This is a genomic window from Vogesella sp. AC12 (genome assembly GCF_024437575.1).
GTDB lineage: Bacteria > Pseudomonadota > Gammaproteobacteria > Burkholderiales > Chromobacteriaceae > Vogesella > Vogesella indigofera.
Map to the genome: position 1 here is coordinate 561,719 of NZ_JANFNU010000001.1, position 25,876 is coordinate 587,594.

Here is a 25,876-nt window from a genome sequence, read left to right on the forward strand (position 1 = left end):
GACTACAATTGAAATCGATACCACTTTTTGTGTCAATATTTGTTGCACGATTGGTGTTAACATTTCGACAAAATTGTCAGGCAGGCCAACCACGGTCTGATGAAATCGATTCCGGAGCAGGCGAGTGGCAAAGATCAAGGATGTGGCAGCAGCGGCGGGTGTTTCCCCGTCAACCGTCTCCAGGGTGTTGTGCAACGGCCCGGTCAGCGACAAGGTGCGCAAGCGTGTCGAGGCGGCGATGGCCAAGCTGGACTACCGCCCCAATCTGGCGGCGCGGCGGCTGCGCTCCCAGCACACCGACACTATAGGATTGATCGTGTCGGATATCCGCAACCCGTTCTTTACCGCGGTCAGCCGCGCGGTGGAGGACGAGGCCTACCGCAACGGCATGCGCGTGATCCTGTGCAACACCGACGAAAACCCGGACAAGGAAGCGATGTACCTACGCCTGATGCAGGAAGAGCGCGTCACCGGCGTGATCTTTGCGCCGACGCGCCAGATGGTGGCCAGCATCGACCCGCAGGCGCTGGGCTTCCCGGTGGTGATGATCGACCGCGTCAGCGCCGATGCCGCCACCGATGCGGTGGTGCTGGACAACCGCCGTGCCGCGGCACAGCTGGTCGGCCACCTGCTGCAGCAGGGCTATCGCGACATCGGCGGCCTGTTCGGCAATACCAGCAACACCGGCATGGAGCGTCACGCCGGATTCAGCGAGGCGTTGCAGCAGGCGGGCCTGGCCGCGCCGGCGCGTTTCGTGGCGCCGAGCGTGGAGGCGGCGGAGCAGGCGGTGCTGCAGTGGCTGGCCGAGCCGGCGCGACCGCAGGCGCTGCTGGTCAGCAACGGCGTGCTGCTGCTGGGGGCGGTGCGCGCGATCAAGTCCGCCGGCCTGCACTGGCCGCAGGACGTGGCGCTAGTCGGTTTCGACAACGAGGTATGGACCGACCTGCTCGGCGACGGCCTGACCGTGGTGGAGCAGCCGGTGAATGAAATCGGCCGCACCGCAATGGCGATGTTGCTGGAGCGGCTGGACGAGCCGGAACGTAGCCAGCGCATCGTGGTGCTGCAAGGCAAACTGGTGGTGCGCGGCAGCAGCCTGACGCAGTAACACGCTTCGGCACATCAAAAAACAATGCGGCCAACCTTGTGCAAGGTTGCCCGCATTGTTTTGCCGGAGCCGTTGCGCCGCTCAGGGCTGCAGATGGCGAACCAGCTGCTGCTGGAACAGCGGCAAAAACTCGGGGCTGACGTAGGGCTTCAGCAGCGCCAGCACCTGACGCACGCCGCGATGGCCGGAGGCCTCGTTGATCGGCTCGTTGGGGCGCGCGGTCTGCTCGAAGGCGAACCAGAACTTCACCACCAGCCAGATATTGACCGACACCGCCTCGATGTCTTCCAGCGCCATCTGCAGCAGGCCGAGGCGGATGAATTCGCGGAAGTGGCCCTCCAGGATCGCCTTCAGCTCGGTGTTGACGAACTGGTGATAGTCGCGCTGCAGCTGCGGATTGCGCGCCATCAGCCCGGGCAGGTCGTAGAACATGAAGCGGAAGCGCCACATCGCCTCGAACGCGGTGTCCAGGTAGTTGACCAGGTCGGTAACGTCCATCGCTCGGTCTTGCGGCACCGCCAGCCGCTCGGTGATGAAGTCGCGATAGAGCAGGAAGATCTGGTAGACGATCTCTTCCTTGTTGCGGAAGTGGTAGTACAGGTTGCCGGGACTGATGCCGAGATGGGCGGCGATGTGGTTGGTGGTGATGCTGCGCTCGCCGTGCTCGTTGAACAGGGTCAGGCTCTGCTGCACGATGCGGTCGTAGGTCTTGATGCGGGTCTTTTGCATGATCAGTCCGCGGCGGGCGCCGCCGGGTGCGGTTCTGTTTCCGGGAAGCACTCGAACATGAAGCGATGCAGGATCGCCTGCTCGATGCGCTGTCGTTCACGCGGCGGCAGCGCGATGCGGGCGATCAGGCGGTACTCCTTCTCGCTGGCCGGCTGCAGCGAAATGCGCGGCTCCACCGACGGCGTGTCCATCAGCAGCTTGCTTTCCAGCATCGCCATATGGCGGCGGGCGCCTTCCAGGTGCGGCGCGCAGGCCTCGTTGGCGATCTCCTGCAGCAGGCGTTCCGCCCTGGCCGGACGCACGCTGTACGGCAGCGGGATGGTGATGATGTGCATCACGTAGTCGCCGGTGAAGTTCTCGCGCGCCACCGCCTGCGTCAGCAGCAGGCTGTTGGGGAAGTTCAGCGAGCGGCCGGTGGCCTGGTGCGCATCGTGGCGCGGGCCGATCTCGATGATGGTGGTGCTGAGCATGGTGATGTCCATCACCCGGCCGCGGATGGTGCCGATCTCGATGATGTCGCCCAGCTCGTAGCTGCCCGACATCGAACGCACCAGCCCGCCGCCGAGGCACATCAGCAGTTCCTTGGTGGCCACCACCAGCGCCGCGGTGAACGCCACCATCGACAGCGCGATGGTCTGCAGTTCGCGCGCCCAGATGGTGACGAAGCCGGCCAGCCCGATGATGATCAGCGCGTTGCGGATGTTGATCATCCAGCGGCGGCGGGTATCCACCGGCACCCGCGGGTTGGCCGCAATGGTGCGCACGATGCTGCCGTAAACCAGCAGCAGCACCACGACCAGCACCGCGGAGCGGAAGAAGTCCGAACCGTAGCTGTGGAACAGCGAGACGAGCCAGGCGGGCATCAGTGCATCTCCCGTCATCAATCGTTCAGTTTCACCGCGTGTTCACGCGTTTCGTGGAACACGATGTCCGGCCAGCGTTCCTGCGTCAGCGCCAGGTTGACGCGGTTGGGCGCCAGATAGGCGAGGTTGCCGCCGGCGTCGGTGGCGATGTTCATCACCAGCGCGTCGCTGAATTCGTCCAGTTTCTTGCGGTTGTCGCAGCTGAACCAGCGCGCCGACCAGATATTGGACGACTCGAACACGGCATCGACGCCGTATTCTGCGGCCAGCCGGGAGGCCACCACTTCGAACTGCAGCACGCCGACCGCGCCGAGGATCAGGTCGCCGCCGCTGTGCGGCTTGAATACCTGCACCGCGCCTTCTTCGCCCAGCTGTTGCAGGCCTTTTTGCAGCTGCTTCAGCTTCAGCGGGTTCTTGATGCGCACGCTGCGGAACATTTCCGGGGCAAAGAACGGGATGCCGGTAAAGGTCAGTTCTTCGCCGGAGGAGAAGCTGTCGCCGATCTGGATGTTGCCGTGGTTGGGGATGCCGATGATGTCGCCGGCAAACGCCTCTTCCACGATCTCGCGGTCGTGCGACATGAAGGTCACCACCGAGCTGGCGGCAATGTCACGGTTCAGGCGCAGGTGCTTCATCTTCATGCCGCGTTCGAAACGGCCGGAGCACACGCGCAGGAAGGCGATGCGGTCGCGGTGTTTCGGGTCCATATTGGCCTGGATTTTGAACACGAAGCCGGAGAACTTGCCTTCGGTCGGCGCCACGTCGCGCACGGTGGCGTCGCGGTGCTGCGGTGCCGGCGCCCAGTTGATCAGCGCGTCCAGAATCTCGCGCACGCCGAAGTTGTTGATCGCTGAGCCGAAGAACACCGGCGTCAGTTCGCCGGCGAGGAATTCGTCCAGATTCCACTCGTTGGAGGCGCCCTTGACCAGCTCGATCTCCATGCGCAGCTGTTCCATTTCCAGCGGGAACAGCTCGTCCAGACGCGGGTTGTCGATACCCTTGATGATCTCGATGTCGCTGATCAGCTTTTCGCTACCGGCTTCGAACAGGATGACTTCGTCGGACAGCAGGCTGTACACGCCGCGGAAGGCCTTGCCCATGCCGATTGGCCAGGTGATCGGCGCGCAGCGGATCTTCAGCACGCTCTCGACTTCGTCCAGCAGCTCCAGCGAATCGCGCACTTCACGGTCGTACTTGTTCATGAAGGTGACGATCGGGGTGTTGCGCAGGCGGCAGACGTTGAGCAGCTTGATGGTCTGCTCTTCCACGCCCTTGGCGGCGTCGATCACCATCAGTGCGCTGTCCACCGCGGTCAGCACGCGGTAGGTGTCTTCGGAGAAGTCCTGGTGACCCGGGGTGTCCAGCAGGTTGACGGTGTGGTCGCGATAGTCGAACTGCATCACCGACGACGCCACCGAGATGCCGCGCTGCTTCTCGATTTCCATCCAGTCGGAGGTGGCGAACTTGCCGCCTTTCTTGCCCTTCACCGTACCGGCCATCTGGATCGCGCCAGAGAACAGCAGCAGTTTTTCGGTCAGCGTGGTTTTACCGGCGTCGGGGTGGGAGATGATGGCGAAGGTGCGGCGACGGGCAACTTCATCGGCAATGCGGATCAGTTCGGCGGACATGGCTTCCAGTAGGGCAAAGATTCGAAAAAACAGGCGATTGTACTGGATTTTGGCCGGCTTTTGCGCGCCGGCATACGCCGCTGCGGCCAACCTTGCTGGCAGCGAGGTCGGATTTTGCGCTGCAACGCGGTACAATCGATGATCGTTTGTCCTGAAATGAAGGCAAAACCATGTTCACTGGCATTGTGCAAGGCATGGCGCGCATCGTCGCCATCGAAGAAAAAACCGCATTCCGCAGCCATCGGCTGGCACTGCCGGCCGCGCTGCTGCCCGGCCTGCAGATCGGCGCCTCGGTGGCGCACAACGGCTGCTGCCTGACGGTGACCCGCATCGACGGCGAGGAAGTCAGTTTCGACCTGATGGCGGAGACCCTGCGCCTGACCAACCTCGGCACGCTGCAGGTCGGCGACCTGGTCAACGTCGAGCGCGCCGCGCGCTTTGGCGACGACATCGGCGGCCACGCGATGTCCGGCCACATCATGGCCACCGCCACCGTCACCGAGGTGATCAGCAGCCCGGACAACCGCACCGTCTGGTTCCGCCTGCCGGCTGCGCTGACCAAATACGTACTGAAAAAAGGCTATATCGGTATTGATGGCTGCAGCCTGACCATCGGCGACGTATCGGATGACACCTTCTGCGTGCACCTGATCCCGGAAACGCTGCAGCGCACGCTGATGGGCGTGCGCCAGGCCGGCGACATCGTCAACATCGAGATCGACCCGCAGACACAGGCCATCGTCGACACCGTGGAACGGGTGCTGGCGGCGCGGGCATGACGCGCTGCGGCCAACGTTGGCCGCAATAATACAGATTACAGGCGCGCGGACGCACACCGCCCGCGCATGAATGCAGTTACGCAGCAAGTCTGGCACGCACGGCGTGCGGGAGAACACAGCATGAGCATTTCCCCGGTTCAAGAAATTATCGCCGACATCAAGGCCGGCAAGATGGTGGTCCTGATGGATGCCGAAGACCGCGAGAACGAAGGCGACCTGGTAATGGCCGCCGAGCACGTGACGCCGGAGGCGATCAACTTCATGGCCAAGTTCGGCCGTGGCCTGATCTGCCTGACGCTGACCGAAGAGCGCTGCAAGCAGCTGAACCTGCCGATGATGGCGACCAACAACGGCACCAGCTTCGGCACCAACTTCACCGTGTCGATCGAGGCCGCCGAGGGCGTGACCACCGGCATTTCCGCCGCCGACCGCGCCCACACCACGCTGGTAGCGGTGGCGCGCGATGCGCGACCAACCGACATCGTGCAGCCCGGCCACGTGTTCCCGCTGAAGGCGCAAAAGGGCGGCGTGCTGGTGCGTGCCGGCCATACCGAAGCCGGCTGCGACCTGTCGCGACTGGCCGGGCTGGAACCGGCGTCGGTGATCTGCGAAATCATGAACGACGACGGCACCATGGCGCGCCTGCCGGAACTGCTCGAATTCGCCAAGGAACACGGCCTCAAGGTCGGCACCATCGCCGACCTGATCCACTACCGCAGCCGTACCGAGTGCTTTGTCGAGGAAGTCGGCCAGCGGCTGGCGGAAACGCCGTTCGGCGCCTTCCAGCTGCACGTGTTCCAGGACGTGCTGACCAAGGCAACGCACCTGGCGCTGGTTTGCGGCCAACCGCACGCCGACCGGGAAACGCTGGTGCGCGTGCACGAGCCGCTGTCGGTGATGGACCTGCTCGACCCGATGGGCGGCCAGCACAGCTGGACCATCCCCAACGCGCTGGAAGAAATCGCGGAAAAGGGCTGCGGCGTAGTGATCCTGCTTCACCGTCCGGAATCCGGCGCCGACATTCTGGCGCGCGCATTGCCGGAACAGGCGGAGAGCACCGTCCGCCAGCGCTGGGACAGCAAGACCTTCGGCATCGGCGCGCAGATGCTGCGCGCGCTGGGCGTGGGCAAGATGAAGCTGATGGCATCGCCGATCAACCTGCCGTCGATGACCGGTTTCGGGCTGGAGGTTACCGGCTTTGTCCAACCTGAACACGTGCACGTCGATTTGGATTAAAATACGCCCCTTTTCGTGATTGGCTTTCGCCGCAAGGAGAACCGGATGCTGGACCAAGTAAACCGTATTGCCCCCGACCTGTCTGCCAACGGCCTGAAAATCGGCGTCGTCATGGGCCGTTTCAACGACGTGGTATGCCATGGTCTGCGCGATGCGTGCTTGTCCGAGCTGGTGGCACTGGGCGTGAACCCCGCCGACATCACCCTGGCCACGGTGCCGGGGGCGCTGGAGGCACCACTGGTGCTGCAAACCATGGCCAAGTCCGGCCGCTTTGACGCGCTGATCGCACTGGGCGCGGTGATCCGCGGCGAGACCTATCACTTCGAGCTGGTATCCAACGAATCCGGCGCGGGCGTCACCCGTGTCGGTCTCGATTTCGACATCCCGATCGCCAATGCCATTCTGACCACCGAAACCGACGAGCAAGCCGAAGTGCGCATGTCGGTGAAGGGGCGTGAAGCCGCGCAAGTGGCGGTCGAAATGGTCAATCTGCACAAGACCCTGCGTGGCTGAGCCGCGCCTGTTCTTTAAATAAAGGAAGCCGTACATGAAAACCGCACGCCGCCGTGCCCGCGAATACGCTGTCCAGGGCATTTACGAGTGGCAGCTGAATGCTGACCGTCCCGCGTCGCTGATCGAAAAACACCTGCGCGAGAATGATTACTTCGTCAAGGCTGACGAAGCGCTGTTCCGCGAAATCCTGTTCGGCGTACTGCGCGACGTGACCGAGCTGTCCAAACGCCTGCAGCCGTACTACGACCGCGACGAACAGGAAGTCAGCCCGGTCGAGCGCGCCATCCTGCTGATGGCCGCCTTCGAGCTGTGCTCGCACCCGCAAACGCCGTACCCGGTGATCATCAACGAAGCCATCGAGATCGCCAAGACCTTCGGCGGCACCGACGGCCACAAGTTCGTCAACGGCGTGCTGGACAAGTTTGCCGCCGACGTGCGCGCCGACGAAGTGCAGACCATCCGCAGCCGTCGTCAGGGTGCCTGAGCGCTGCTTGCTTCCATGTCACACCCGCCACGGCGGGTGTTTTTATTTGTCACGCCATGAATGAATTCGAACTGATCCGCCGTCACTTCACCCAGGCCGCGCCGGACGCCGTGCTCGGCGTCGGTGACGATGCCGCCATCGTGCGCCCCAGCCCCGGCCACGACCTGCACGTGTCGGTGGACATGCTGGTGGCCGGGCGCCACTTTTTTCCCGATGTCGATCCCGAGGCGCTGGGCCACAAGACGCTGGCTGTCAACCTGTCCGACATGGCGGCGATGGGCGCCACACCGCGCTGGGCGGTGCTGGCACTGGCACTGCCGCAGCTGGACGGTGCCTGGGTGGAAGCCTTCGCGCGCGGCTTTTTCGGGCTGGCGGCAGAGCACGGCGTCAGTATCATCGGCGGCGACACCACCCGCGGCCCGCTGACGCTGTCGGTGACCATCTTCGGCGAAACGCCGCACGGCCAGGCGCTGCGCCGTGACGCGGCACAGGCTGGCGACGACATCTGGGTATCCGGTGAGCTGGGTTTGGCTGCCGCCGCACTGCAACAGCGCCTCGGCCGCCTGAGTCTGGACCTGCCACCCGAATGCCGCCGGCAGCTGGAATGGCCGCAGCCACGGGTGGCGCTGGGCCGGGCCTTGCTCGGCATCGCCCATGCGGCGCTGGATGTTTCCGACGGCTTTGCCGCCGACCTGCATCACATTCTTGATCGCTCCGCCTGTGGCGCCGAGGTCTGGCTGGACGCCTTGCCGACCCATCCGGCCCTGCACGGCGCCCGCGCACAGCTGCTGTCCTGCATCGCCGCCGGTGGTGACGACTACGAGCTGTGCTTCACCGCCAGCCCGGCACGGGCCGCCGAGGTCGAGGCGGCGGCACGCCAGGCCGGCGTGACGGTGAGCAAGGTTGGCCGCATCGTGGCCGCACCGGGATTGCGACTACTGGACCAGCACGGCACCGCCGTGACACTGGAAAGACTGGGCTATGACCACTTCGCGTAAACCGGATCGCGCCTTTTTGCTGGCGCGCCCGGCGCACTTCCTGGCGCTGGGCTTTGGCAGCGGCCTGATCACGCCGGCGCCCGGCACCTGGGGCACGCTGGCGGCGGTGCCGCTGGCCGCGCTATTGCTGTGGCTGGGCGTCAGTGGCGGGGCGCTGGCACTGCTGACGCTGCCGCTGTTCCTGCTTGGCATCTGGTTGTGCGACGTCACCGGCCGCGCGCTGGGTGTCGCCGATTCCGGGCACATTGTGTGGGACGAGATCGTGGCGATGCTGCTGGTGCTGGCGCTGGTGCCGGCCACGCCGCTGTGGTGGCTGCTGGCTTTTGCCGCCTTCCGTCTGTTCGACATCGTCAAGCCGTGGCCGATCCGCTGGCTGGACCGCCACGTGCACGGCGGCTTCGGCGTGATGCTGGACGACGCCGTCGCCGCGCTGTTTGCAACACTATTGTTACGACTGGTACAGCCGCTACTATAGAAATCTTGTTATCACTATGACATATCCGTAATATGCCAAAACTTTTTCTCGGGTTACGGATATGCAGAACGTGCTTGATGATGGCCTGCTGACGCTACTGCACTCTGCGGCCGCGCCCTGGCTGGTACTCGATGCGCAACAGCGGCTGCGCGCCTGCAATCCCGCAGCCAGGCAATTGCTGGGCGAAGCGGCCAGCGTCGGCCTGGCGCTACCGCTTTCCCGTGCCGGCGAGTGGCAGGGCGCGCCACTGCCGGCAGACATGCTGCCCTGCCAGCTGGACTCGCGCCTGTTCGGCCTGCTGCCCGGCCCGCAGGCAAACGCGCTGACCGCCTACCGGCTGGTGCCATTGCAGGACTGGCACGAGCAGGAGCAGAAGCGCCGTCAGCGCGAACACTATCTGCAAATTCTCTCCGATCTGGCTGCCTCCAGCGAGAAAGACCGCCTGCACCGACTGGACTGCGCACTGGCCGCCGGCGCTGCGGCCCTGGGCATGGAGATCGCGTTTGTCGCCCAGCGCAAGGCCGCGCAACTGGAAATCATTGCCTGTCACGCCGGCGACGGCCTCAGTCGCGGCAAGTCCCTGCCGCTGGACCTGACCTATTGCGAACGCACGCTGCAGAACGGCCAGCTGCTATGCCTGCCCGACGTGCTGGAAACAGCACTGGCCGACAGTGCCTGTTACCGCGAATTCCGCTTCCGCTCCTACATCGGCATACCGCTACTGGTGCAGGGCCGCATTTTTGGCACACTGGCCTTCTGCGCCGGCGCGCCGCGCGCGCCGTTTTCCAGTGCTGATACCGAGTTTGTACAGCACCTGGCGCGCTGGACGGCGGTCGTGGTGGAGCGCAAGCTGGCCGCCGACGAGGCGATGCAGACCCAGCAGGCGATGGAGGAGCAGCTGGGCTGGCTGCGGCTGGCAGGGCAGGTGGCCCGTCTGGGGCACTGGAGTTACGCACCGCAGGACGGGCAGGTGTCGTTGTCGCAAGAGGCCTGCCGCCTGCTGGCCGTCGAGCCGCGCCCGCTGTTGCCGCTGGTGGAGGTGGAGCGCCGGATGCTGGTGCAGGATCGCCAGCGTTGGCGCGATGCGTTACAGCACAGCCTGCAGCAGCGCACGCCGCTGGCGGTGGAAGTGCGCTTGCGCCACGGCGACAGCGGCTACGGCTGGCTGGCGCTACGCGCGCAGGTGGTGGAGCGCGAGGGCGAGCCGCTGCTGTTTGGTGTGCTGATGGATGTCACCGACGCCAAGGAGTCGCAACAGCTGATCCAGTACCAGGCCTCGCACGATGCGTTGACCGGCTGCATCAACCGCACCCTGCTGTTCGACCGTCTGGGGCAGGAGATCCGCCGCGCGGAACGGCTGCACCAGCAGTTTGCGGTGATGTTCGTCGATCTGGATCGCTTCAAGCAGGTCAATGACCGCTACGGCCACGCCGCCGGCGATAAGGTGCTGCAGACCGTGGCCGACCGCCTGATGGCCCTGCTGCGCCGCTCCGACACCGTGGCGCGGGTCGGAGGTGACGAATTCGTGCTGCTGATTCCGCAGGTCAGCGACGAGCGGACCCTGGCGACGCTGGCGCGCAAGGTGGAGATGGCCATCGACCGGCCGGTGCGCGACGAGGGCGCGCTGTATCGCGTCTCCGCCAGTATCGGCGTGGCAATGTATCCGGAGGATGGTGACGAGCCGGAACTACTGCTGCGCGCCGCCGACCGCAAGATGTACTCCGACAAGTCGCACACTGCGCGCCACTAAGGCGACATCGCCAGTCCAGGGCGACCAAGGTTGGTCGCAAACGAAAAAATCCCCGATGCAGGCATCGGGGATTTTTCATATCGACTTATTCAGCGCGTGGGGCACGGCTACCGCTGTAGCTGCTGCCACCGCCGCTGCCGCTGCGGCGTGGACCGCTGCTGCTGCGACCGGCGTAACCGCCACCACTACCCGGCTTGCGATCACCGTAACCACCGCCATTGCCACGACGCGGGCCGTTGTTGCGGGCGCCGGCCGGACGGCCTTTTGGCGGACGACGGGTCGGCTCCAGACCTGGGATCACGGCTTCGGTCAGCGAACGCTTGATGTACTGCTCGATACGGCGCACGCGGTGGAATTCGCGCGATTCGGCGATGGTGATCGCCACGCCGCTACGGCCGGCACGACCGGTACGACCGATACGGTGCACGTAGTCTTCCGCCTGTTTTGGCAGGTCGTAGTTCACCACCAGGCCGATGGCCGGCACATCGATACCGCGGGCGGCCACGTCGGTGGCAACCAGGATCTTGATGCGACCGCGACGCAGGTCGTTCAGGGTACGGTTACGCCAGTTCTGCGGCATGTCGCCGTGCAGGCAGGCAGCGGAGTAGCCCATGTCCGACAGCTTGTCGGCGATTTCTTCGGAACCGATCTTGGTGGCACTGAATACAACCGCCTGTTCAAAATCGGATTCTTTCAGGATGGCGTCCAGCAGACGGGCCTTGTGGGCATTGTCGTCGGCGTAGAGCAGGTGTTCTTCGATGCTGCCGCCGTCTTCCTTGCGGGCAATCTCGATACGCTGTGGCGAGCGAGTCATCTTCTCTGCCATGCGGCCAACGGTACCGTCCAGCGTGGCGGAGAACAGCAGGGTCTGGCGATCGGCCGGGGTGGCGGCAACGATGGTTTCGATGTCTTCGATGAAGCCCATGTCCAGCATGCGGTCGGCTTCGTCCAGAATCAGCATTTCCAGGCGGGAGAAGTCAACACGGCCGGAGCGCATGTGATCCATCAGGCGACCTGGAGTGGCGACGATGATGTCGACCGGACGCGACAGGGCGCGGGTCTGGAAGCCGAACGAAGCGCCGCCAACCAGCGTCACGGTACGCAACCAGCGCAGGTGTTCGCCGTAAACCTGGGCGTTCTTTTCTACCTGGGATGCCAGTTCGCGGGTCGGGGTCAGCACCAGAACGCGCGGGCCATTGCCGGAACCTTTGGAGCGTTCGCCCATTTTGGTCAGGGCTGGCAGCAGGAAGGCGGCGGTCTTGCCGCTACCGGTCTGTGCCGATACCAGCAGGTCCTTACCCAGCAGGGCGGCAGGAATGGCTTCAGCCTGAACATCAGTCGGGCTTTCGTAGCCGGATTTGGTCAGTGCTTGAACGATAGGTTCTGGGAGTCCGAGATCGGAGAAATGCATGGTGATCCTTTCAGTCCGGCTTATGGCCGGTGCGTTAGCCCGCTAAGGGTTACAGGTCATCGAACCAACCTGACAAAGCGGCGAACTGCAGTCCGAACGGAAAGGACGAGGCGAGAAACGAAGCCAAAAACGGTCAGATACGATGAAATCGTGGAAGCTGGCGGCGCGGGTGTTTCCGCTCAGCAAATCAGGAAAGGGCGCATTCTATGGAAATTAATTACGCTTGGCAAGCGTTTTCTGCGAACAGCAGCGGCAAGTAGCTGATTTTTAATTGTGCTGCACCGCAACAACCGAAAAAATCAGCGCCAAGAAGCCAGCCAGGACAGGCTATCCGCCGTACTGGTGGCCGGTTTGTATTCGGCGGCGCACCATCCGGTATAGCCAAGCTCATCCAGCAAGGCAAAGATTTGTGCCAGCGGCAGCTCGCCGGTGCCGGGCTCGTGGCGGCCGGGACAGTCGGCAAACTGGATGTGACCGGTCTGCGGCAGGTACTGCACCAAGGTGCCGGCCAGGTCCAGTTGCATCCGCCCAAGATGGTAGAGATCCAGCTGCATGCTGACATTGGGGTGCGCCGCCTCGGCCAGCACTGCGGCCAACTCGGCCGGTGTGCTCACCACAAAACCGGGCATGTCGAGATTGTTGATCGCCTCGCAGGTGACGCGAACACCGTGTGCCGCGAGGCGCGCACCCGCCAGCGCCAGGTTGGCCGCAAGGGTCTGCCGCGTCAGCGCCGTGTCCTGCTGCGCATCGAAGCGGCCGGCCAACACATTGACCATCTGCACGCCCAGCACCTGCGCGTAGTGTTCGCCCTCGGTCAATGCCGCCATGAATTGCGCGGTGCGCGCCGGATGGCTGGCCAGACCGCAACCGCCGGCCATCAGGTCGCCGGCCGGCAGGTTGATCAGGATGATGTCGACCGCGGCCGCGTCGGCGGAATCGCGCAACAGGGCAGCCGGATAGTCGTAGGGAAACTGGATCTCGACCGCGTCAAAACCGGCGGCGGCCGCAGCGGCGAAGCGCGCCGGTAGCGGCAGCTCGGTAAACAGTAGCGACAGGTTGGCGGCAAAATGCGGCATCTCAGCGCACCTCGCTATCGGGCAGATAACAGGCAATCACCGTGCTCAGATCCTGCTCGGCGTAGCCGGCCGCGGCATGGCGGGCCATCAAGTCGGCCGCGAGGCTGGCCAGCGGCAGCGCTGCATCGTGCTCGGCCGCCAGCTGGCGCGCATTGCCGAGGTCCTTGAGCAGGGTGGCCACCTTCCACTGCAGCGGCTGGAACTGGCGCTGCGCCATGCGCGGCGCCAGTATCTGGAACGGCAGCGAATCGGCAAAGCCGCCGGCCAGCGCCGCCGGCAACAGACTGGCGTCGATACCGGCCGCCTCCGCCAGTTGCACCGTTTCGGCAATCAGCATCGCATTGCTGGCCACGATCAGCTGGTTGCAGACCTTGGCGACCTGTCCGGCGCCATGGCCGCCGATGTGGCTCAGCCGTTGCGACAGGCAGGCGGCAATGGGCTGCAGGCGGGTGACATCCGGCGCCAGGCCGCCGGCCATGATCACCAGCGTGCCGTTTTCCGCGCCGCGCACGCCACCGGACACCGGCGCATCGACCCAGGCGGCACCTTGCTCGGCCGCCTGCTGCGCCAGCAGCCGGCTCAGTGCCGGCGACGTGCTGGAGAAGTCGACCAGCAACTGGCCGGGGCGCAGCTGCGCACGGATGCCGCCCTCCGCCTGCCATACCGCCCGTACCGCCTCGTCATTGGCCAGGCAGAGCATGATGATGTCGCTGCCGCGCATCAGCTCGCCAAGGTTGGCCGCAACCACGGCACCCGCGGCACGCAGGCTGTCGGCCTTGGCGGCGGAGCGGTTCCATACCGTCAGCGGATGCCCGGCCGCCAGCAGGCGCCGGCACATCGGCACCCCCATCAGCCCCAATCCGACAAAGCCCAGAGTTGTCATCGCTTGCTCCCTGAATCCGGCATCCGCCACGCGAAAAAAAGCCGGCACGAGGCCGGCCACAAAGCACTTTGTAAAACAAGGGAAGGATGCTTGCACAACCAGTGCGCAGGCGTCCGCGCCTAGCATTGCAAGCAACTTTCAGCGCAACGACGAGCTTACCCGCTTTCAGATGACATCACAATGCGGCGTCGTAGTGACGGGCTTTCCGCTACAATCGCGCCTTTTTTCCGGAGCCATCCCGTGACTGTTCCGTTTCATCCTGTTCGTTATGCTGCCAGCCGGCCATGGGCCAAGCGGGTGGCGCACCTGTTTGAACATGGCGGCAAGAGCGCTGTCGCCGACTGCGACGACTTGCTGCGCCGCACCTTGCAAGCGGCCCCCGGCGGCGTAGGGCTGGATGCGACACGGCAGGAGGCCGAGGGACTGCTGGCCCAGGCGTATGGCCACTTCGTGCGCCATGGCCGCCAGTTGCTGCTGTGCGATGCGGCACTGGGCGCCGCGCTGGCGGCGACTCATCCGCCCAAGGCACTGTCGGCGGCGCCAACCCTAGCGCTGGCGGCGTGCTTCATCGCACTGCCCGATGGCAGCGGTGCCTACGTACACAGAGACGAGGAGGGCGCCTGGCAGGTGCTGATGCTGGCCGCCGGCTTTGCGCAGGGAAACAGCGCTTGGTGGCAGCAGAACGCAGAGGTGCTGGCGCTGACCTTGCGTGGCGGTGACAGCCTGCAGTTGCCGGACATCCCGGCGGTGCAACCATGGCGCGCGGCACTGCTGAGCCTGTTCAAGCACCTGGCACTACTGACGCAGCCTCGCTGCCAGCTGGCTGCCGCCAGCAGTCCGGCAGAGCAGGCCGAGGCCTTGCGTCGCGGCGAGCTGCCGGTGCGCCGGCTGTCGTGGGAGGGTGATCTAGCATCGCCCGCCGCATTCGGCAAGAACGGGTACTGGCGGCGGCAGGCGAGCGGCGCTGCAGAACGCCTGGTGTGGGTGCCGCCACGTTGATCGCTGCGCCCGCCGCCGGCATGCAGGCAGGGCGGCGGGCACACCACAAGCGTTACAGGAACTGGCTGATCAGGCTTTTTAGGGTGCCGATGTCGAACGGCTTGTCGCAGATGGCGGACACGCCGGCTTCTTCGACTGCGGCCAACCTTTGCTCGTCCTGCTCGCCCGACACCATCAGGATGGGCACCGAAACCAGCTGGCTGCTGGTGCGGATATGTTCGATCAGCTCGCGGCCGTCCATCTCCGGCATATTGTAGTCGGTGATGATCAGATCGAAATAATTACCGGCCGCCAGCAGGCCGACCGCGCTGCGGCCGTTGTCGGCCTCGGTGATCTCGCAAAAACCAAAGCGTTCCAGCACGCTGCGCATGAAGCTGCGCGACACGGTGCTGTCGTCGACCAGCAGGATCTTCTTCGCGTACAGATCCAGCGATTCCAGCTCGCTGCGGGTGTCTTCGACATTGAGGTAATCGAGCGAACTGCTGATCGCCTTGTCCAGCTGCGCCGGGGTGAACGGTTTGGGCAGAATCGCCATCGCGCCGGCCTGGCGGATCGCATCCAGCTGCTGCGGTCGCGTTTCGCTGGAAACCAGCACGAACGGCATCTCGCGCACCCGCTCATCGCCGCGCATCGCCATCACCAGCTCGGCGCCGGTCATGTCCGGCAAGTACATCGCGCTGATCACGATGTCCGGCAGCGGCGGCAGATGGATGCGCGCCAGCGCCTCGGCGCCGCTCTCGACGCGATCGACCCGCTCGATGCCCAGTTCCTGCAGATGATGCTGGATGATCTGTCCTTGCGCCCGCGAAGGCTCCACCAGACAGACCGTCAGGTGACACATGTCGAAAAGCATAGTCATTACCCGTTACACAGTGTGCCCCAGCATAGACGACCGCCGCCGGTGGCTGTCAATTGGTAATCCGCACATTATTGATGCATGACAGCCTGCTGCTCCAGCCACTGGCAGAAGGCGTTGATGGCGGTATCGTCGATCGCGGCGCGCGGTGCAATCCAGCAGTAATCCCGCACCGGCACAATCGGCAGCGACAGCGGCGCCACCAGCCGGCCGGCGTCGATTTCGCGCTGCGCCATCGGCAGCGGCCCCAGCACCACACCCAGCCCGTCCAGCGCCGCCTGCAACGCCAGTGAAAAGCGGTCGAAATGCAGCCGGCTGGCCGGCTTCAGCTCCGGCACCGCCGCCAGGGTCAGCCAGCGCTGCCACGCCGTTGGCCGCGTATCGGCGTACAGCAAGGTGTGCTGCGCGAGGTCGGCCGGGCTGGTGAGCGGTATCTTTTCCAGCAATGCGGGATGGCACAGCGGCAGCTCCCATTCCTCCAGGAACGGCTTGGCGAGGTGGCCGGGCCAGTCGCCGGGACCACGACGAATGGCGATGTCGAACGGCGTGTCCAGCCGACTGATGTCGCGATCGGATGTGACGATGTGCAGGTCGATGTCCGGATGGCGAGCACGAAAATCAGCTAGTCGCGGCAGCAGCCAGTACATGGCAAAGGTCGGCGTCGAGTTGATCGACAGGCGGCGCTGGCGATCCGGCTGCAGCAGCTGCGAGGTGGCGTTGGCGATCAGGTCCAGGCCATCCTGCACCTGCACCAGATAGCGCCAGCCGGTGTCGGTCAGCTTGACGCGGCCACCGGTGCGCTCGAACAGCTGCACCCCCAGCCAGTCCTCCAGCTGCTTGATCTGCTTGCTCACAGCACCATGGGTGACATGCAGCTCGTTGGCCGCGGCAGAAAAGCTTTCCAGCCTTGCTGCCGTCTCGAAAATACGCAATCCGTTAAGGGGAGGGTAGGCATTCATGGTGTGATTATATCTCACAGGCAATGTTGCGATTACTCGTTTGTGCTCACCCGAGGAACGGCGTAATCTTTCACCATCCCGACCGGCTGTCATTGTCCCGATGCGGCCGGGTGGTTGCCGGCAGACATTCACCCGCTGTCGACAGACTAACTTGCACATAACCCCAGCAAAAAGGTCCCAAGCCATGCTAGAAGCTTACCGCCAACATGTCGCAGAACGCGCCGCACTGGGCATTCCACCACTGCCGCTGACCGCCAAACAAGTCGAAGAACTGGTTGAACTGCTGAAGAACCCGCCAGCCGGCGAAGAAGAGACACTGGTCGAGCTGATCACTCACCGCGTGCCGCCTGGTGTCGACGACGCCGCCAAGGTCAAAGCTTCGTTCCTGGCCGCCGTCGCCGAGGGCAGCGTGAAGTCGCCGCTGGTTTCGCGCGAAACCGCGACCAAACTGCTGGGCACCATGCTGGGCGGTTACAACGTCAAGCCGATGATCGACCTGCTGGGCGACGCCCAGGTAGGCGCTATCGCCGCCGAAGGCCTGAAGAAAACCCTGCTGGTATTCGACTTCTTCCACGACGTGCAAGTCCTGGCCGAAGGCGGCAACGCCAATGCCAAGGCCGTGCTGCAAAGCTGGGCCGATGCCGAGTGGTTCACCAGCCGTCCGGAAGTGGCACAAAAGATCACCGTGACCGTGTTCAAGGTGCCGGGCGAAACCAACACCGACGACCTGTCGCCGGCGCCAGATGCCTGGTCCCGTCCTGACATCCCGATGCACTACCTGGCGATGCTGAAAAACACCCGTCCGGACGCAGCATTCACGCCGGAAGAAGACGGCAAGCGCGGCCCGATGCAGTTCATCGAAGACCTGAAGAAAAAAGGCAACCTGGTTGCCTACGTCGGCGATGTGGTCGGCACCGGTTCCTCGCGCAAATCCGCCACCAACTCGGTGGTGTGGGCCACCGGCCAGGACATCCCGTTCGTACCGAACAAGCGTTTCGGCGGCGTGACCCTCGGCGGCAAGATTGCACCGATCTTCTTCAACACCCAGGAAGACTCCGGCTCGCTGCCGATCGAAGTGGACGTGTCCAAGCTGGAAATGGGCGACGTGATCGACATCTACCCGTACGAAGGCAAGATCGAGAAAGACGGCCAGCTGGTCGAAAAATTCAGCCTGAAATCCGACGTACTGCTGGACGAAGTACGCGCCGGCGGCCGTATCAACCTGATCATCGGTCGCGGCCTGACTTCCAAGGCGCGTGAAGCGCTGGGCCTGCCAGCCTCCACCGAATTCCGCCTGCCGAAAGACCCGGCCAATTCCGGCAAGGGCTTCTCGCTGGCACAGAAAATGGTTGGCCGCGCCTGTGGCCTGCCGGAAGGCCAAGGCGTGCGTCCGGGCACCTACTGCGAACCGAAGATGACGACCGTCGGCTCGCAGGACACCACCGGCCCGATGACCCGCGACGAACTGAAAGACCTGGCTTGCCTGGGCTTCTCCGCCGATCTGGTCATGCAGTCGTTCTGCCACACCGCCGCCTATCCGAAGCCGGTCGACGTGAAGATGCACAAGGAGCTGCCAGCCTTCATCTCCACCCGTGGCGGCGTGGCGCTGCGTCCGGGCGATGGCGTGATCCACAGCTGGCTGAACCGTCTGCTGCTGCCGGATACCGTCGGCACCGGTGGCGACTCGCACACCCGCTTCCCGATCGGCATTTCCTTCCCGGCCGGCTCCGGCCTGGTGGCCTTTGCCGCTGCTACCGGCGTGATGCCGCTGGACATGCCGGAATCGGTGCTGGTGCGTTTCAAGGGCGAGCTGCAGCCAGGCGTGACCCTGCGTGACCTGGTGAACGCCATTCCGCTGTACGCGATCAAGCAGGGCCTGCTGACCGTGGCCAAGGCCGGCAAGAAGAACATCTTCTCCGGCAAGGTACTGGAAATCGAAGGCCTGCCAGATCTGAAAGTGGAACAGGCTTTCGAGCTGTCCGACGCTTCCGCCGAGCGCTCCGCCGCCGGCTGCACCGTGCACCTGAACAAGGCGCCGATCGTCGAGTACATGCAGTCCAACATCACCCTGATGAAGTACATGATCGCCGAAGGCTATCAGGACGCCCACACCCTGGAGCGTCGCATCAAGAAGATGGAAGAGTGGATCGCCAACGGTGAACTGCTGAAGGCCGATGCCGACGCCGAATACGCCGCCGTGATCGAAATCGATCTGGCCGACGTGAAAGAGCCGATCGTGGCCTGCCCGAACGATCCGGACGACGTGAAGTTCATGTCCGAAGTCGCCGGCACCCAGATCGACGAAGTGTTCATTGGCTCCTGCATGACCAACATCGGTCACTTCCGTGCCGCGTCCAAGCTCCTGGAAGGCAAGCGCGACCTGCCGGTCAAGCTGTGGGTTGCCCCGCCGACCAAGATGGATGCGCAACAGCTGACCAAGGAAGGTCACTACGGCGTGTTCGGCATGGCCGGTGCCCGCACCGAAATGCCAGGCTGCTCGCTGTGCATGGGTAACCAGGCGCAGGTGCGCGAAGGCGCGACCGTGATGTCGACCTCGACCCGTAACTTCCCGAACCGTCTGGGCAAGAACACCAACGTGTATCTCGGCTCGGCCGAACTGGCCGCGATCTGCTCCAAGCTGGGCAAGATCCCGACCGTCGAGGAGTACAAGGCGAACATCGGCATCATCAACGAGAGCGGCGCCGAGGTATACCAGTACCTCAACTTCAACCAGATCCAGGACTACCAGGATGTGGCTGACACCGTAAAAGCCTAAGTCACAGCGGCCAGTGCCGCTTTGCCTGCAGCAAAAAGCCCCGCGGTTGCGGGGCTTTTTTTGTGGCCGGCGATTTGTGACCGGTGACTTGCGACAGCGGACCAAGGTTGGCCGCAACAGCACCGGCTCGACGCTAGCGCCAGTTGCCGCTCACCGGCACGCTTCAGCCGGGTCGGCGTGCGGCACTGCTCTGCGCCTGCCACACGCGCAGGTACTTCTCTACCAGCGTGTCCATCACCCGGTCGTCACTGAATTTCTTCATCGCCCGCGACAGGCGCTCCGCCAGTTGCTCGTTATTGCAGGCGGAAGCCAGCGCCACGGTCAGGTACAGCTTTTCGCGGCTGACCGGCACCGAGGATGCACGCAAGCCCCTGATATTGAGGCTGGCGGCATAGGCAAGACCCGGCGCATCCTCGTAAATCAGGTAGTCGGCGCGCCCCAGGCTCAGCATCTGCAGCGCGTTCTTGACGCTGCCGACCTGCTGCAGCTTGAGGTTGATCGCGGCAAACTGGTCGAAAGCCTGGCCAAAACTGTTGTTGACCACGGTGATGCCTTCCTGCCCCTGCAGGTCTTCCCAGCGCTGGTATTGCAGCGGGTGCTGCTGCCGTGTCCAGATCAGGGTCTGCGTATCGCGGATCACCGGCTGCAGGTAGCGCAGGTAGGTCAGCCGCGGCTGCGTCAGGAAGGCACCGGCGATCAGGTCGATGCGGCCGTTGCGCGCACTCTCCTGCACCCGGCCCCACGGCCCGACATAGCGCACCTCGATCGGGATGCCGATCTCGCGGGCGACCAGTTGCATCAGCTCGGCATTGGCGCCGATCAGTTTGCTGTCGTTTTTCGGGTCTTGCCACAGAAAGGGCGGATACTCGGGATTGCCGGAGGCCACCAGCCGCGTGCACGCCGCATTGGCAAGCGGCGGCAGGCCCAGCAGCACACCCAGCAGCAGGGCCGGCCAGCGTCGCGACTGGCATGAGGAAAGGAAACTGTGCAACATGGGTAGCTTTCCTTTCAGGAATATGACGTTTCCGCAGTCTAGAGGCAGGCGCCGACGACTGGCAATAGGCTGTCATTGTAAATGCCGGCAGCCAATAGCGGCGCCAGCTTATAACATGAAACCATGGTCGTCGCGAAGCCGCGCCGCCTGCAACCCGCACCCGGAGTCCCCGATATGAACGACGAAGCCCTGCAACGCCTGCAAAAACTGGTCGACGGCCCGCGCGACGGCGCACTGCTGCGCTTCGGCCTGGCCAATGAATACGCCCGCCTGGAACAGTGGCCGCAGGCGATACGCGAGGCGAGGGCGGCGCTGGCCTTCCAGCACGACTATTCCGCGGCGTGGAAACTGCTGGGTAAGGCCTTGCAGGCCAGCGGCGAGCCGCAACAGGCGCTGCAGGCCTACCGTGACGGCATCGCGGTGGCCGAGCAGCGCGGCGACAAGCAGGCAGCAAAGGAAATGACGGTGTTTGCGCGGCGCATCGAGAAAACGTTGGCCGCAAGCGACGGCGCTAGCTGACGCTGTGGCGTAGCTGGCGCATCGCGCTGTCGATGCCTTCCACCGTCAGCGGATACATGCGCTCCTGCAGCAGCTGCCGGATCAGGCCGATGGACTGGGTATAGCCCCAGTGTTCCTGCGGCATCGGATTCAGCCACACCGCGTGCCCGAACTGCGCCAGCAGGCGGCGCAGCCACACCTCGCCGGACTCCTCGTTCATGTGCTCGACACTGCCGCCGGGGTAGACGATCTCATACGGGCTCATGCTGGCATCGCCGACGAAGATCAGCTTGTAGTCGCTGCCAAAGGTGTGGATCAGGTCCCAGGTCGACAGTTTCTGGCCGTGGCGACGCGCATTGTCTTTCCACACCCCTTCATAGACGCAGTTATGGAAGTAGTAATACTCCAGATGCTTGAATTCGCTGCGCACCGCCGAGAACAGCTCCTCGCAGGCACGGATGTGATCGTCCATCGAGCCGCCGACATCGAACAGCACCAGCAGCTTCACCGTATTGTGCAGCTCCGGCACCATCTGCAGATCGAGGAAACCGGCGTTGCGCGCGGTCGCGGCGATGGTGGCATCCAGATCCAGCACCTCGGCGGCGCCTTCGCGCGCGAACTGGCGCAGGCGGCGCAACGCCACCTTGATGTTGCGCGTACCCAGCTCGACCTGGTCGTCAAAATTGCGGAACTCGCGCTGATCCCACACCTTGACCGCACGCCGGTGGCGCGACGCCTGCTGTCCGATGCGGACACCCTCCGGGTGATAGCCATAGGCACCGAACGGACTGGTGCCACCGGTGCCGATCCACTTGTTGCCGCCCTGGTGACGCTCCTTCTGCTCGGCAAGGCGCTCGCGCAGCGTCTGCATCAGCTTGTCCCAGCCCAGCGCCTCTAGCTGCCGCTTTTCCTCATCGGAGAGGAATTTCTCCACCTGCTTGCGCAGCCAGTCTTCCGGGATCGCGGTCTGCAGGTCTTCCAGCTCCAGCGCCAGGCCGTTGAAGCAGTGGCCGAACACCTGGTCGAAGCGGTCGTAATACTTTTCGTCCTTGATCAGGATGGTGCGCGCCAGATAGTAAAACTCGTCGACACTGCCAAACGCCAGCTGTCGCGACAGCGCCTCCAGCAGGGTGAGGTGCTCTTTTAGCGACACCGGCAGCCCGGCGGCACGCAGGGCATTGAAGAACGGAAGCAACATGACAATTCGCTCGTGACAAATGGAACACAACCGCATAGAGTACAGGCTCTAAACAATCGTTTGACGGCAACCAGAATGGAGCTTATCACATGCAGCTTGCCGCACACACCGCCGTCACCCTCACCAATCACCTGAGCCAATTGCGCGATGCGGCCAACCTTGCGCCGTACCCGTCGCTGGCACAGCGTCGGCAGTGGCTGGATGGCCTGGCCCGCCTGTTGCAGCAGCACCAGCACGAGCTGGCCGCCGCCATCAGCGCCGATTTCGGCCATCGCAGCGTGGTGGAAACCCGGCTGGCGGAAGTGTTCCCGACGCTGGCAGGCATCCGCCACGCGCGGCGACAGCTAGCGGCATGGTTGCGCCCGCAGCGGCGGCCGGTATCGCTGTGGTTCCAGCCAGCGCGGGCCCGGCTGCTGCCGCAGCCACTGGGCGTGGTCGGCATCATCGTGCCGTGGAATTATCCGCTGTTCCTGGCGCTGGGGCCGCTGGTGGCGGCGCTGGCGGCCGGCAACCGGGCACTGCTGAAGATGTCGGAGCTGACGCCACGCACCGGCACGCTGCTGGCCACGCTGCTGAGCCGTTATCTCGGCGACGACGTGGTCCGCGTCGTGACTGGCGACGCTGGCGTGGCGCGCGCCTTTGCCAGCCTGCCGTTCGACCACCTGTTGTTCACCGGCTCGACCAGGGTTGGCCGCGAGGTGATGCAGGCTGCGGCGGCCAACCTGGTACCGGTGACGCTGGAACTGGGCGGCAAGTCGCCGGTGCTGGTGGCACCCGGCGCCGACCTGCAGCACGCTGCGCGCCGCATCGTGGCCGGCAAGCTACTGAATGCGGGGCAGACCTGCGTCGCGCCGGACTATGTGCTGGTGCCGCGCCCGCAACAGGCCGCACTGGTTGCGGCATTGCGCGACGCGGCGACGCGCGCCTACCCGACCCTTGCCGACAATGCCGACTACAGCGCCATCATCGGCGTGCCGCACTACGAGCGCCTGCAAGCGCTCGCGGCACAGGCGCAGGCTGCCGGGGCGGTGCTCACCACCATCAACCCCGCCAACGAAACGCCGGCCGCACTCGCCGCCGCCCGCAAGCTACCGCTGACGCTGATCGAGCAGGCGTCGCCGGACAGCAGGGTGCGACAGGAGGAAATCTTCGGCCCGCTGCTGCCCGTCATCGGCTACGACTCGCTGGAACAGGCCGTCGAACTGCTGCGGCAGCAGCCACGGCCACTGGCAATGTATCTGTTCGACCACGACAAGGCGCGCATCGAGCGGCTGTTGCGCGACACCATTGCCGGCGGCGTCACCGTCAACGACACCTTGCTGCATGTAGCCCAGGAGGCGCTGCCCTTTGGCGGCGTCGGCGCCTCCGGCATGGGCCACTACCATGGTCACGAAGGCTTCCTGACCTTCTCCAAGCTGAAGCCGGTGCTGTACCAGTCACGCCTGAACGGCACCTGGCTGACCGCGCCGCCGTATGGCCATACCGTCAAGCTGCTGTTGCGCTGGATGATCGGCCGATGAAGCTCAGTCGACGCCAGTTACTCGGCTGCGGTATCGCCGGCAGCGTGCTGTTAAGCGCCGGCGGCTACTGGCTGCGACCCGCCGCAGCACCGGGCTTTGTCGCCAGCGAGCAGGACCGGCAATGGCTGCAGCAGCTGGCCCCGGCGCTGCTGGGCGAGCGCGTCGCCTGCGAGCCGGCCACCGTTGCGGCCAACGTGTTGCTGGCCATTGCCAGCCTGCCGCTACCGCTGCAGCAAGAGGTGCGCGAGCTGTTCGACCTGTTGCAACAGCCACTGGTACGGCGCTGGTTGGCCGGCATACCCGCAGCGTGGCCGGATGCTAGCCCGCAACAGATCCGCGCCTTCCTGCAGCGCTGGCGGCACAGCCGTTTCGCCTTGCAGCGCAGCGCCTACCAGGCGCTGCACAACCTGGTGTATGCCGCCCATTACGGTGCCGCCAGCCAGCAGCACGCCATCGGCTACCGGCTGCCGCCCGCCATTCAAGGATTCCTGCGATGAACAACACCTTGCCCGATCCGTGGCAGGAAGGGCTGGCCAGCGGCTGGCAGGTGCTCGATGCCAGCACGCTCGAGCGCGACTTGACGCTGGAGTGCGACGTGGTCATCGTCGGCAGTGGCGCCGGTGGCGGCATCAGCGCGGAGGTGCTGAGCCAGGCCGGGCTGGACGTGGTGATCGTGGAAGAGGGCGCGCTGAAAAGCAGCCGCGATTTCCGCCTGCGCGAAAGCGACGCCTACCCGCAGCTGTACCAGGAGGCGGCCAACCGCCAGACCGCCGACAAGGGCATCACCATCCTGCAGGGGCGCACGGTCGGTGGCAGCACCACCGTCAACTGGACCAGTTCCTTCCGCACCCCGCCCGACACCCTGCGCTGGTGGCGCGAGCAGCACGGACTGCAGCCGCTGCAGGACGAGGCACTGCGTCCGTGGTTCGAGCGCGCGGAACAGCGTCTCGGCATCCGCGACTGGGAAGTCGCCCCCAACGCCAACAACGCGGTGCTGGCACAAGGCTGCGACAAGCTCGGCATCAAGGTTGGCCGCATCCACCGCAATGTCAGCGGCTGCTGGAATCTGGGCTATTGCGGCACCGGCTGCCCGACCAATGCCAAGCAGTCGATGCTGGTCAGCACCTTGCCGGCCGCCCTGCAGCGCGGTGCACGCCTGCTGACACGGGTCGCGGTGACACGGGTACTGGCCAGCCGTGACGGCAAGCGCGCGCTGGGCATCACCGGCGCGGCGCTGGATGGCCCCGGCATTCGCCACACCGGCCGGCAGATCACCGTTCGTGCCCGCCATGTAGTGCTCAGCGCCGGCGCCATCGGCACCCCGGCCATCCTGCTGCGCAGCCAACTGCCGGATCCGTACGGGCTGGTCGGCCGGCGCACCTTCCTGCACCCGGTACTGCTGTCCGGCGCCATCATGCCGCAGCGTATTGACGGCTATCACGGTGCGCCGCAAAGCGTGTACAGCGACCACTTCCTGCACACCCAGCCACTGGACGGGCCGCTTGGCTTCAAGCTGGAAGTGCCACCGATTCATCCGCTGATCTTTGCCGCCACGCTGCCGGGGCTGGGGGATGAGCACGCGCGGCTGATGCGGCAATTGCCATACCTGAATGTCACCCTCGCACTGCTACGCGACGGTTTTCACGCCGACAGCCAGGGTGGACAGGTGCGACTGCGCCGCGATGGCTCGCCGCAACTGGATTATGTGCTGGGCGACGTGGAGTGGCAGGCCGCGCGGCGGGCACTGCTGCAGATGGCGGAAATCCAGTTTGCCGCCGGCGCCCGCGCGGTGCTGCCGGTTCACGAGAACGCCGGCCTGGCCCGCAGTTGGCCGCAGGCGCAGCAGATGATCGCGGCGCTGCCGATGCAGTTGCTGCGCACCCGCGTGGTCAGCGCCCACGTGATGGGTGGTGCCGCGATGGCCGGCGATGAACGCCAGGGCGTGATCGACCATCTGGGGCAGCATTGGCAGGTTGCCGGGTTGAGTGTGATCGACGGGTCGATGTTCCCGACCAGCATCGGCGCCAACCCGCAACTGTCGATCTATGCGCTGGCCCTGCGCGCCGCCGAGGCACTGGCCGCGCAGTTGGCGCGTTAGCCTTAAACGGCGATACGCTAGGCAGACTGGGCCTCTGCGCCACAGCCG

At 64.7% G+C, this 25,876-nt stretch carries 24 protein-coding genes; 14 read left to right on the forward strand and 10 right to left on the reverse strand.

Going from position 1 to position 25,876, the window contains the following annotated elements; genetic code table 11:
* Positions 1-124 precede the first annotated feature (124 nt).
* Positions 125-1,105, forward strand: a complete 981-nt coding sequence (locus tag NOM55_RS02840; protein WP_255907398.1) for a LacI family DNA-binding transcriptional regulator — start codon at positions 125-127, stop codon at positions 1,103-1,105.
* An 81-nt stretch (positions 1,106-1,186) separates the two neighbouring features.
* On the opposite strand, the gene NOM55_RS02845 is transcribed toward NOM55_RS02840, so the two are convergent.
* The 3 genes from NOM55_RS02845 to NOM55_RS02855 are packed head-to-tail and all read right to left on the reverse strand — an operon-like array spanning position 1,187 to position 4,325.
* Positions 1,187-1,834 carry a TetR/AcrR family transcriptional regulator gene (locus NOM55_RS02845; RefSeq protein WP_255907399.1) on the reverse strand — a complete coding sequence of 216 codons (648 nt, stop codon included), beginning with the start codon at positions 1,832-1,834 and terminating at the stop codon, positions 1,187-1,189.
* Positions 1,835-1,836: 2 nt separating this feature from the next.
* Positions 1,837-2,697 (reverse strand): mechanosensitive ion channel family protein, encoded by an 861-nt coding sequence (locus NOM55_RS02850; RefSeq protein ID WP_170152107.1) that lies wholly within the window; start codon positions 2,695-2,697, stop codon positions 1,837-1,839.
* Between the two features lie 17 nt (positions 2,698-2,714).
* Complete coding sequence (locus NOM55_RS02855) at positions 2,715-4,325, reverse strand: peptide chain release factor 3 (RefSeq protein WP_047965528.1); 1,611 nt, start codon at positions 4,323-4,325, stop codon at positions 2,715-2,717.
* 170 nt (positions 4,326-4,495) lie between these two features.
* On the opposite strand from NOM55_RS02855, the gene NOM55_RS02860 reads away from it, so the two are divergent.
* The 7 genes from NOM55_RS02860 to NOM55_RS02890 all read left to right on the forward strand — a co-directional run bounded on the left by NOM55_RS02860 (position 4,496) and on the right by NOM55_RS02890 (position 10,560).
* A complete protein-coding gene (locus NOM55_RS02860) occupies positions 4,496-5,104 on the forward strand; it encodes a riboflavin synthase subunit alpha (protein ID WP_255907400.1) in 609 nt (202 codons plus the stop codon).
* 66 nt (positions 5,105-5,170) lie between these two features.
* Complete coding sequence (gene ribBA, locus NOM55_RS02865; protein WP_255907401.1) at positions 5,171-6,340, forward strand: bifunctional 3,4-dihydroxy-2-butanone-4-phosphate synthase/GTP cyclohydrolase II; 1,170 nt, start codon at positions 5,171-5,173, stop codon at positions 6,338-6,340.
* Positions 6,341-6,385: 45 nt separating this feature from the next.
* A complete protein-coding gene (gene ribH / locus NOM55_RS02870) occupies positions 6,386-6,853 on the forward strand; it encodes a 6,7-dimethyl-8-ribityllumazine synthase (protein ID WP_047965375.1) in 468 nt (155 codons plus the stop codon).
* Between the two features lie 34 nt (positions 6,854-6,887).
* Positions 6,888-7,337, forward strand: coding sequence for a transcription antitermination factor NusB (nusB, locus tag NOM55_RS02875; RefSeq protein ID WP_047965374.1), 450 nt, complete (start codon positions 6,888-6,890; stop codon positions 7,335-7,337).
* A 56-nt stretch (positions 7,338-7,393) separates the two neighbouring features.
* Positions 7,394-8,335 carry a thiamine-phosphate kinase gene (gene thiL, locus NOM55_RS02880; RefSeq protein ID WP_255907402.1) on the forward strand — a complete coding sequence of 314 codons (942 nt, stop codon included), beginning with the start codon at positions 7,394-7,396 and terminating at the stop codon, positions 8,333-8,335.
* Positions 8,319-8,810, forward strand: a complete 492-nt coding sequence (locus NOM55_RS02885; protein WP_255907403.1) for a phosphatidylglycerophosphatase A — start codon at positions 8,319-8,321, stop codon at positions 8,808-8,810. The genes thiL and NOM55_RS02885 overlap by 17 nt, the downstream gene beginning before the upstream one ends.
* Before the next feature lie 61 nt (positions 8,811-8,871).
* The gene (locus tag NOM55_RS02890; RefSeq protein WP_255907404.1) at positions 8,872-10,560 is read left to right on the forward strand and encodes a diguanylate cyclase domain-containing protein; all 1,689 of its coding nucleotides are present in this window, start codon (positions 8,872-8,874) and stop codon (positions 10,558-10,560) included.
* Between the two features lie 85 nt (positions 10,561-10,645).
* Here NOM55_RS02890 and NOM55_RS02895 read toward each other — a convergent pair whose 3' ends face one another.
* The 3 genes from NOM55_RS02895 to NOM55_RS02905 form a co-directional block, all read right to left on the reverse strand.
* Entirely contained in the window at positions 10,646-11,971 is a 1,326-nt protein-coding gene (locus NOM55_RS02895) for a DEAD/DEAH box helicase (RefSeq protein WP_047965371.1), read from the reverse strand.
* A gap of 299 nt (positions 11,972-12,270) precedes the next feature.
* On the reverse strand, positions 12,271-13,047 hold the full coding sequence (locus tag NOM55_RS02900) for a hydroxypyruvate isomerase family protein (protein WP_255907405.1): 777 nt from the start codon (positions 13,045-13,047) through the stop codon (positions 12,271-12,273).
* A 1-nt stretch (position 13,048) separates the two neighbouring features.
* Positions 13,049-13,930: an NAD(P)-dependent oxidoreductase gene (locus NOM55_RS02905; protein ID WP_255907406.1), complete on the reverse strand. Its 882-nt coding sequence runs from the start codon at positions 13,928-13,930 to the stop codon at positions 13,049-13,051.
* Between the two features lie 240 nt (positions 13,931-14,170).
* On the opposite strand from NOM55_RS02905, the gene NOM55_RS02910 reads away from it, so the two are divergent.
* A complete protein-coding gene (locus tag NOM55_RS02910) occupies positions 14,171-14,929 on the forward strand; it encodes a hypothetical protein (RefSeq protein WP_255907407.1) in 759 nt (252 codons plus the stop codon).
* Positions 14,930-14,981: 52 nt separating this feature from the next.
* Here the strand turns inward: NOM55_RS02910 and NOM55_RS02915 are convergent, their stop codons facing one another.
* Both NOM55_RS02915 and gcvA read right to left on the reverse strand, forming a co-directional pair.
* Entirely contained in the window at positions 14,982-15,788 is an 807-nt protein-coding gene (locus NOM55_RS02915; RefSeq protein WP_245961070.1) for a response regulator, read from the reverse strand.
* Positions 15,789-15,856: 68 nt separating this feature from the next.
* Positions 15,857-16,744, reverse strand: coding sequence for a transcriptional regulator GcvA (gcvA, locus tag NOM55_RS02920; RefSeq protein ID WP_120809883.1), 888 nt, complete (start codon positions 16,742-16,744; stop codon positions 15,857-15,859).
* Between the two features lie 184 nt (positions 16,745-16,928).
* Between gcvA and acnB the strand changes: the two genes are divergently transcribed.
* Positions 16,929-19,520, forward strand: a complete 2,592-nt coding sequence (acnB, locus tag NOM55_RS02925) for a bifunctional aconitate hydratase 2/2-methylisocitrate dehydratase (protein ID WP_255907408.1) — start codon at positions 16,929-16,931, stop codon at positions 19,518-19,520.
* A gap of 163 nt (positions 19,521-19,683) precedes the next feature.
* On the opposite strand, the gene NOM55_RS02930 is transcribed toward acnB, so the two are convergent.
* Positions 19,684-20,514: an ABC transporter substrate-binding protein gene (locus NOM55_RS02930; RefSeq protein WP_255907409.1), complete on the reverse strand. Its 831-nt coding sequence runs from the start codon at positions 20,512-20,514 to the stop codon at positions 19,684-19,686.
* A 174-nt stretch (positions 20,515-20,688) separates the two neighbouring features.
* On the opposite strand from NOM55_RS02930, the gene NOM55_RS02935 reads away from it, so the two are divergent.
* Positions 20,689-21,033 (forward strand): hypothetical protein, encoded by a 345-nt coding sequence (locus tag NOM55_RS02935; protein ID WP_255907410.1) that lies wholly within the window; start codon positions 20,689-20,691, stop codon positions 21,031-21,033.
* Here the strand turns inward: NOM55_RS02935 and NOM55_RS02940 are convergent.
* The gene (locus NOM55_RS02940; protein ID WP_255907411.1) at positions 21,026-22,210 is read right to left on the reverse strand and encodes a VWA domain-containing protein; all 1,185 of its coding nucleotides are present in this window, start codon (positions 22,208-22,210) and stop codon (positions 21,026-21,028) included. The genes NOM55_RS02935 and NOM55_RS02940 overlap by 8 nt on opposite strands.
* Positions 22,211-22,299: 89 nt before the next feature.
* Here NOM55_RS02940 and NOM55_RS02945 point away from each other — a divergent pair, with 89 nt between their 5' ends.
* From NOM55_RS02945 to NOM55_RS02955, 3 genes are read left to right on the forward strand one after another with little or no spacing between them, the layout of a single operon-like run.
* A complete protein-coding gene (locus NOM55_RS02945; protein WP_255907412.1) occupies positions 22,300-23,730 on the forward strand; it encodes a coniferyl aldehyde dehydrogenase in 1,431 nt (476 codons plus the stop codon).
* Entirely contained in the window at positions 23,727-24,227 is a 501-nt protein-coding gene (locus tag NOM55_RS02950; protein ID WP_120809877.1) for a hypothetical protein, read from the forward strand. Before NOM55_RS02945 ends, NOM55_RS02950 begins: the two co-directional genes overlap by 4 nt.
* Complete coding sequence (locus tag NOM55_RS02955; RefSeq protein WP_255907413.1) at positions 24,224-25,828, forward strand: GMC family oxidoreductase; 1,605 nt, start codon at positions 24,224-24,226, stop codon at positions 25,826-25,828. Before NOM55_RS02950 ends, NOM55_RS02955 begins: the two co-directional genes overlap by 4 nt.
* Positions 25,829-25,876 lie beyond the last annotated feature (48 nt).

Excerpts from the sequence above, each read along its gene's own strand:
- NOM55_RS02845 (WP_255907399.1), bottom strand. The coding sequence starts at position 1,834 with ATGCAAAAGACCCGCATCAAGACCTACGACCGCATCGTGCAGCAGAGC.
- NOM55_RS02850 (WP_170152107.1), bottom strand. The coding sequence starts at position 2,697 with ATGCCCGCCTGGCTCGTCTCGCTGTTCCACAGCTACGGTTCGGACTTC.
- NOM55_RS02855 (WP_047965528.1), bottom strand. The coding sequence starts at position 4,325 with ATGTCCGCCGAACTGATCCGCATTGCCGATGAAGTTGCCCGTCGCCGC.
- NOM55_RS02860 (WP_255907400.1), top strand. The coding sequence starts at position 4,496 with ATGTTCACTGGCATTGTGCAAGGCATGGCGCGCATCGTCGCCATCGAA.
- ribBA (WP_255907401.1), top strand. The coding sequence starts at position 5,171 with ATGAATGCAGTTACGCAGCAAGTCTGGCACGCACGGCGTGCGGGAGAA.
- ribH (WP_047965375.1), top strand. The coding sequence starts at position 6,386 with ATGCTGGACCAAGTAAACCGTATTGCCCCCGACCTGTCTGCCAACGGC.
- nusB (WP_047965374.1), top strand. The coding sequence starts at position 6,888 with ATGAAAACCGCACGCCGCCGTGCCCGCGAATACGCTGTCCAGGGCATT.
- thiL (WP_255907402.1), top strand. The coding sequence starts at position 7,394 with ATGAATGAATTCGAACTGATCCGCCGTCACTTCACCCAGGCCGCGCCG.
- NOM55_RS02885 (WP_255907403.1), top strand. The coding sequence starts at position 8,319 with ATGACCACTTCGCGTAAACCGGATCGCGCCTTTTTGCTGGCGCGCCCG.
- NOM55_RS02890 (WP_255907404.1), top strand. The coding sequence starts at position 8,872 with ATGCAGAACGTGCTTGATGATGGCCTGCTGACGCTACTGCACTCTGCG.
- NOM55_RS02895 (WP_047965371.1), bottom strand. The coding sequence starts at position 11,971 with ATGCATTTCTCCGATCTCGGACTCCCAGAACCTATCGTTCAAGCACTG.
- NOM55_RS02900 (WP_255907405.1), bottom strand. The coding sequence starts at position 13,047 with ATGCCGCATTTTGCCGCCAACCTGTCGCTACTGTTTACCGAGCTGCCG.
- NOM55_RS02905 (WP_255907406.1), bottom strand. The coding sequence starts at position 13,930 with ATGACAACTCTGGGCTTTGTCGGATTGGGGCTGATGGGGGTGCCGATG.
- NOM55_RS02915 (WP_245961070.1), bottom strand. The coding sequence starts at position 15,788 with ATGACTATGCTTTTCGACATGTGTCACCTGACGGTCTGTCTGGTGGAG.
- gcvA (WP_120809883.1), bottom strand. The coding sequence starts at position 16,744 with ATGAATGCCTACCCTCCCCTTAACGGATTGCGTATTTTCGAGACGGCA.
- acnB (WP_255907408.1), top strand. The coding sequence starts at position 16,929 with ATGCTAGAAGCTTACCGCCAACATGTCGCAGAACGCGCCGCACTGGGC.
- NOM55_RS02930 (WP_255907409.1), bottom strand. The coding sequence starts at position 20,514 with ATGTTGCACAGTTTCCTTTCCTCATGCCAGTCGCGACGCTGGCCGGCC.
- NOM55_RS02935 (WP_255907410.1), top strand. The coding sequence starts at position 20,689 with ATGAACGACGAAGCCCTGCAACGCCTGCAAAAACTGGTCGACGGCCCG.
- NOM55_RS02940 (WP_255907411.1), bottom strand. The coding sequence starts at position 22,210 with ATGTTGCTTCCGTTCTTCAATGCCCTGCGTGCCGCCGGGCTGCCGGTG.
- NOM55_RS02945 (WP_255907412.1), top strand. The coding sequence starts at position 22,300 with ATGCAGCTTGCCGCACACACCGCCGTCACCCTCACCAATCACCTGAGC.
- NOM55_RS02950 (WP_120809877.1), top strand. The coding sequence starts at position 23,727 with ATGAAGCTCAGTCGACGCCAGTTACTCGGCTGCGGTATCGCCGGCAGC.
- NOM55_RS02955 (WP_255907413.1), top strand. The coding sequence starts at position 24,224 with ATGAACAACACCTTGCCCGATCCGTGGCAGGAAGGGCTGGCCAGCGGC.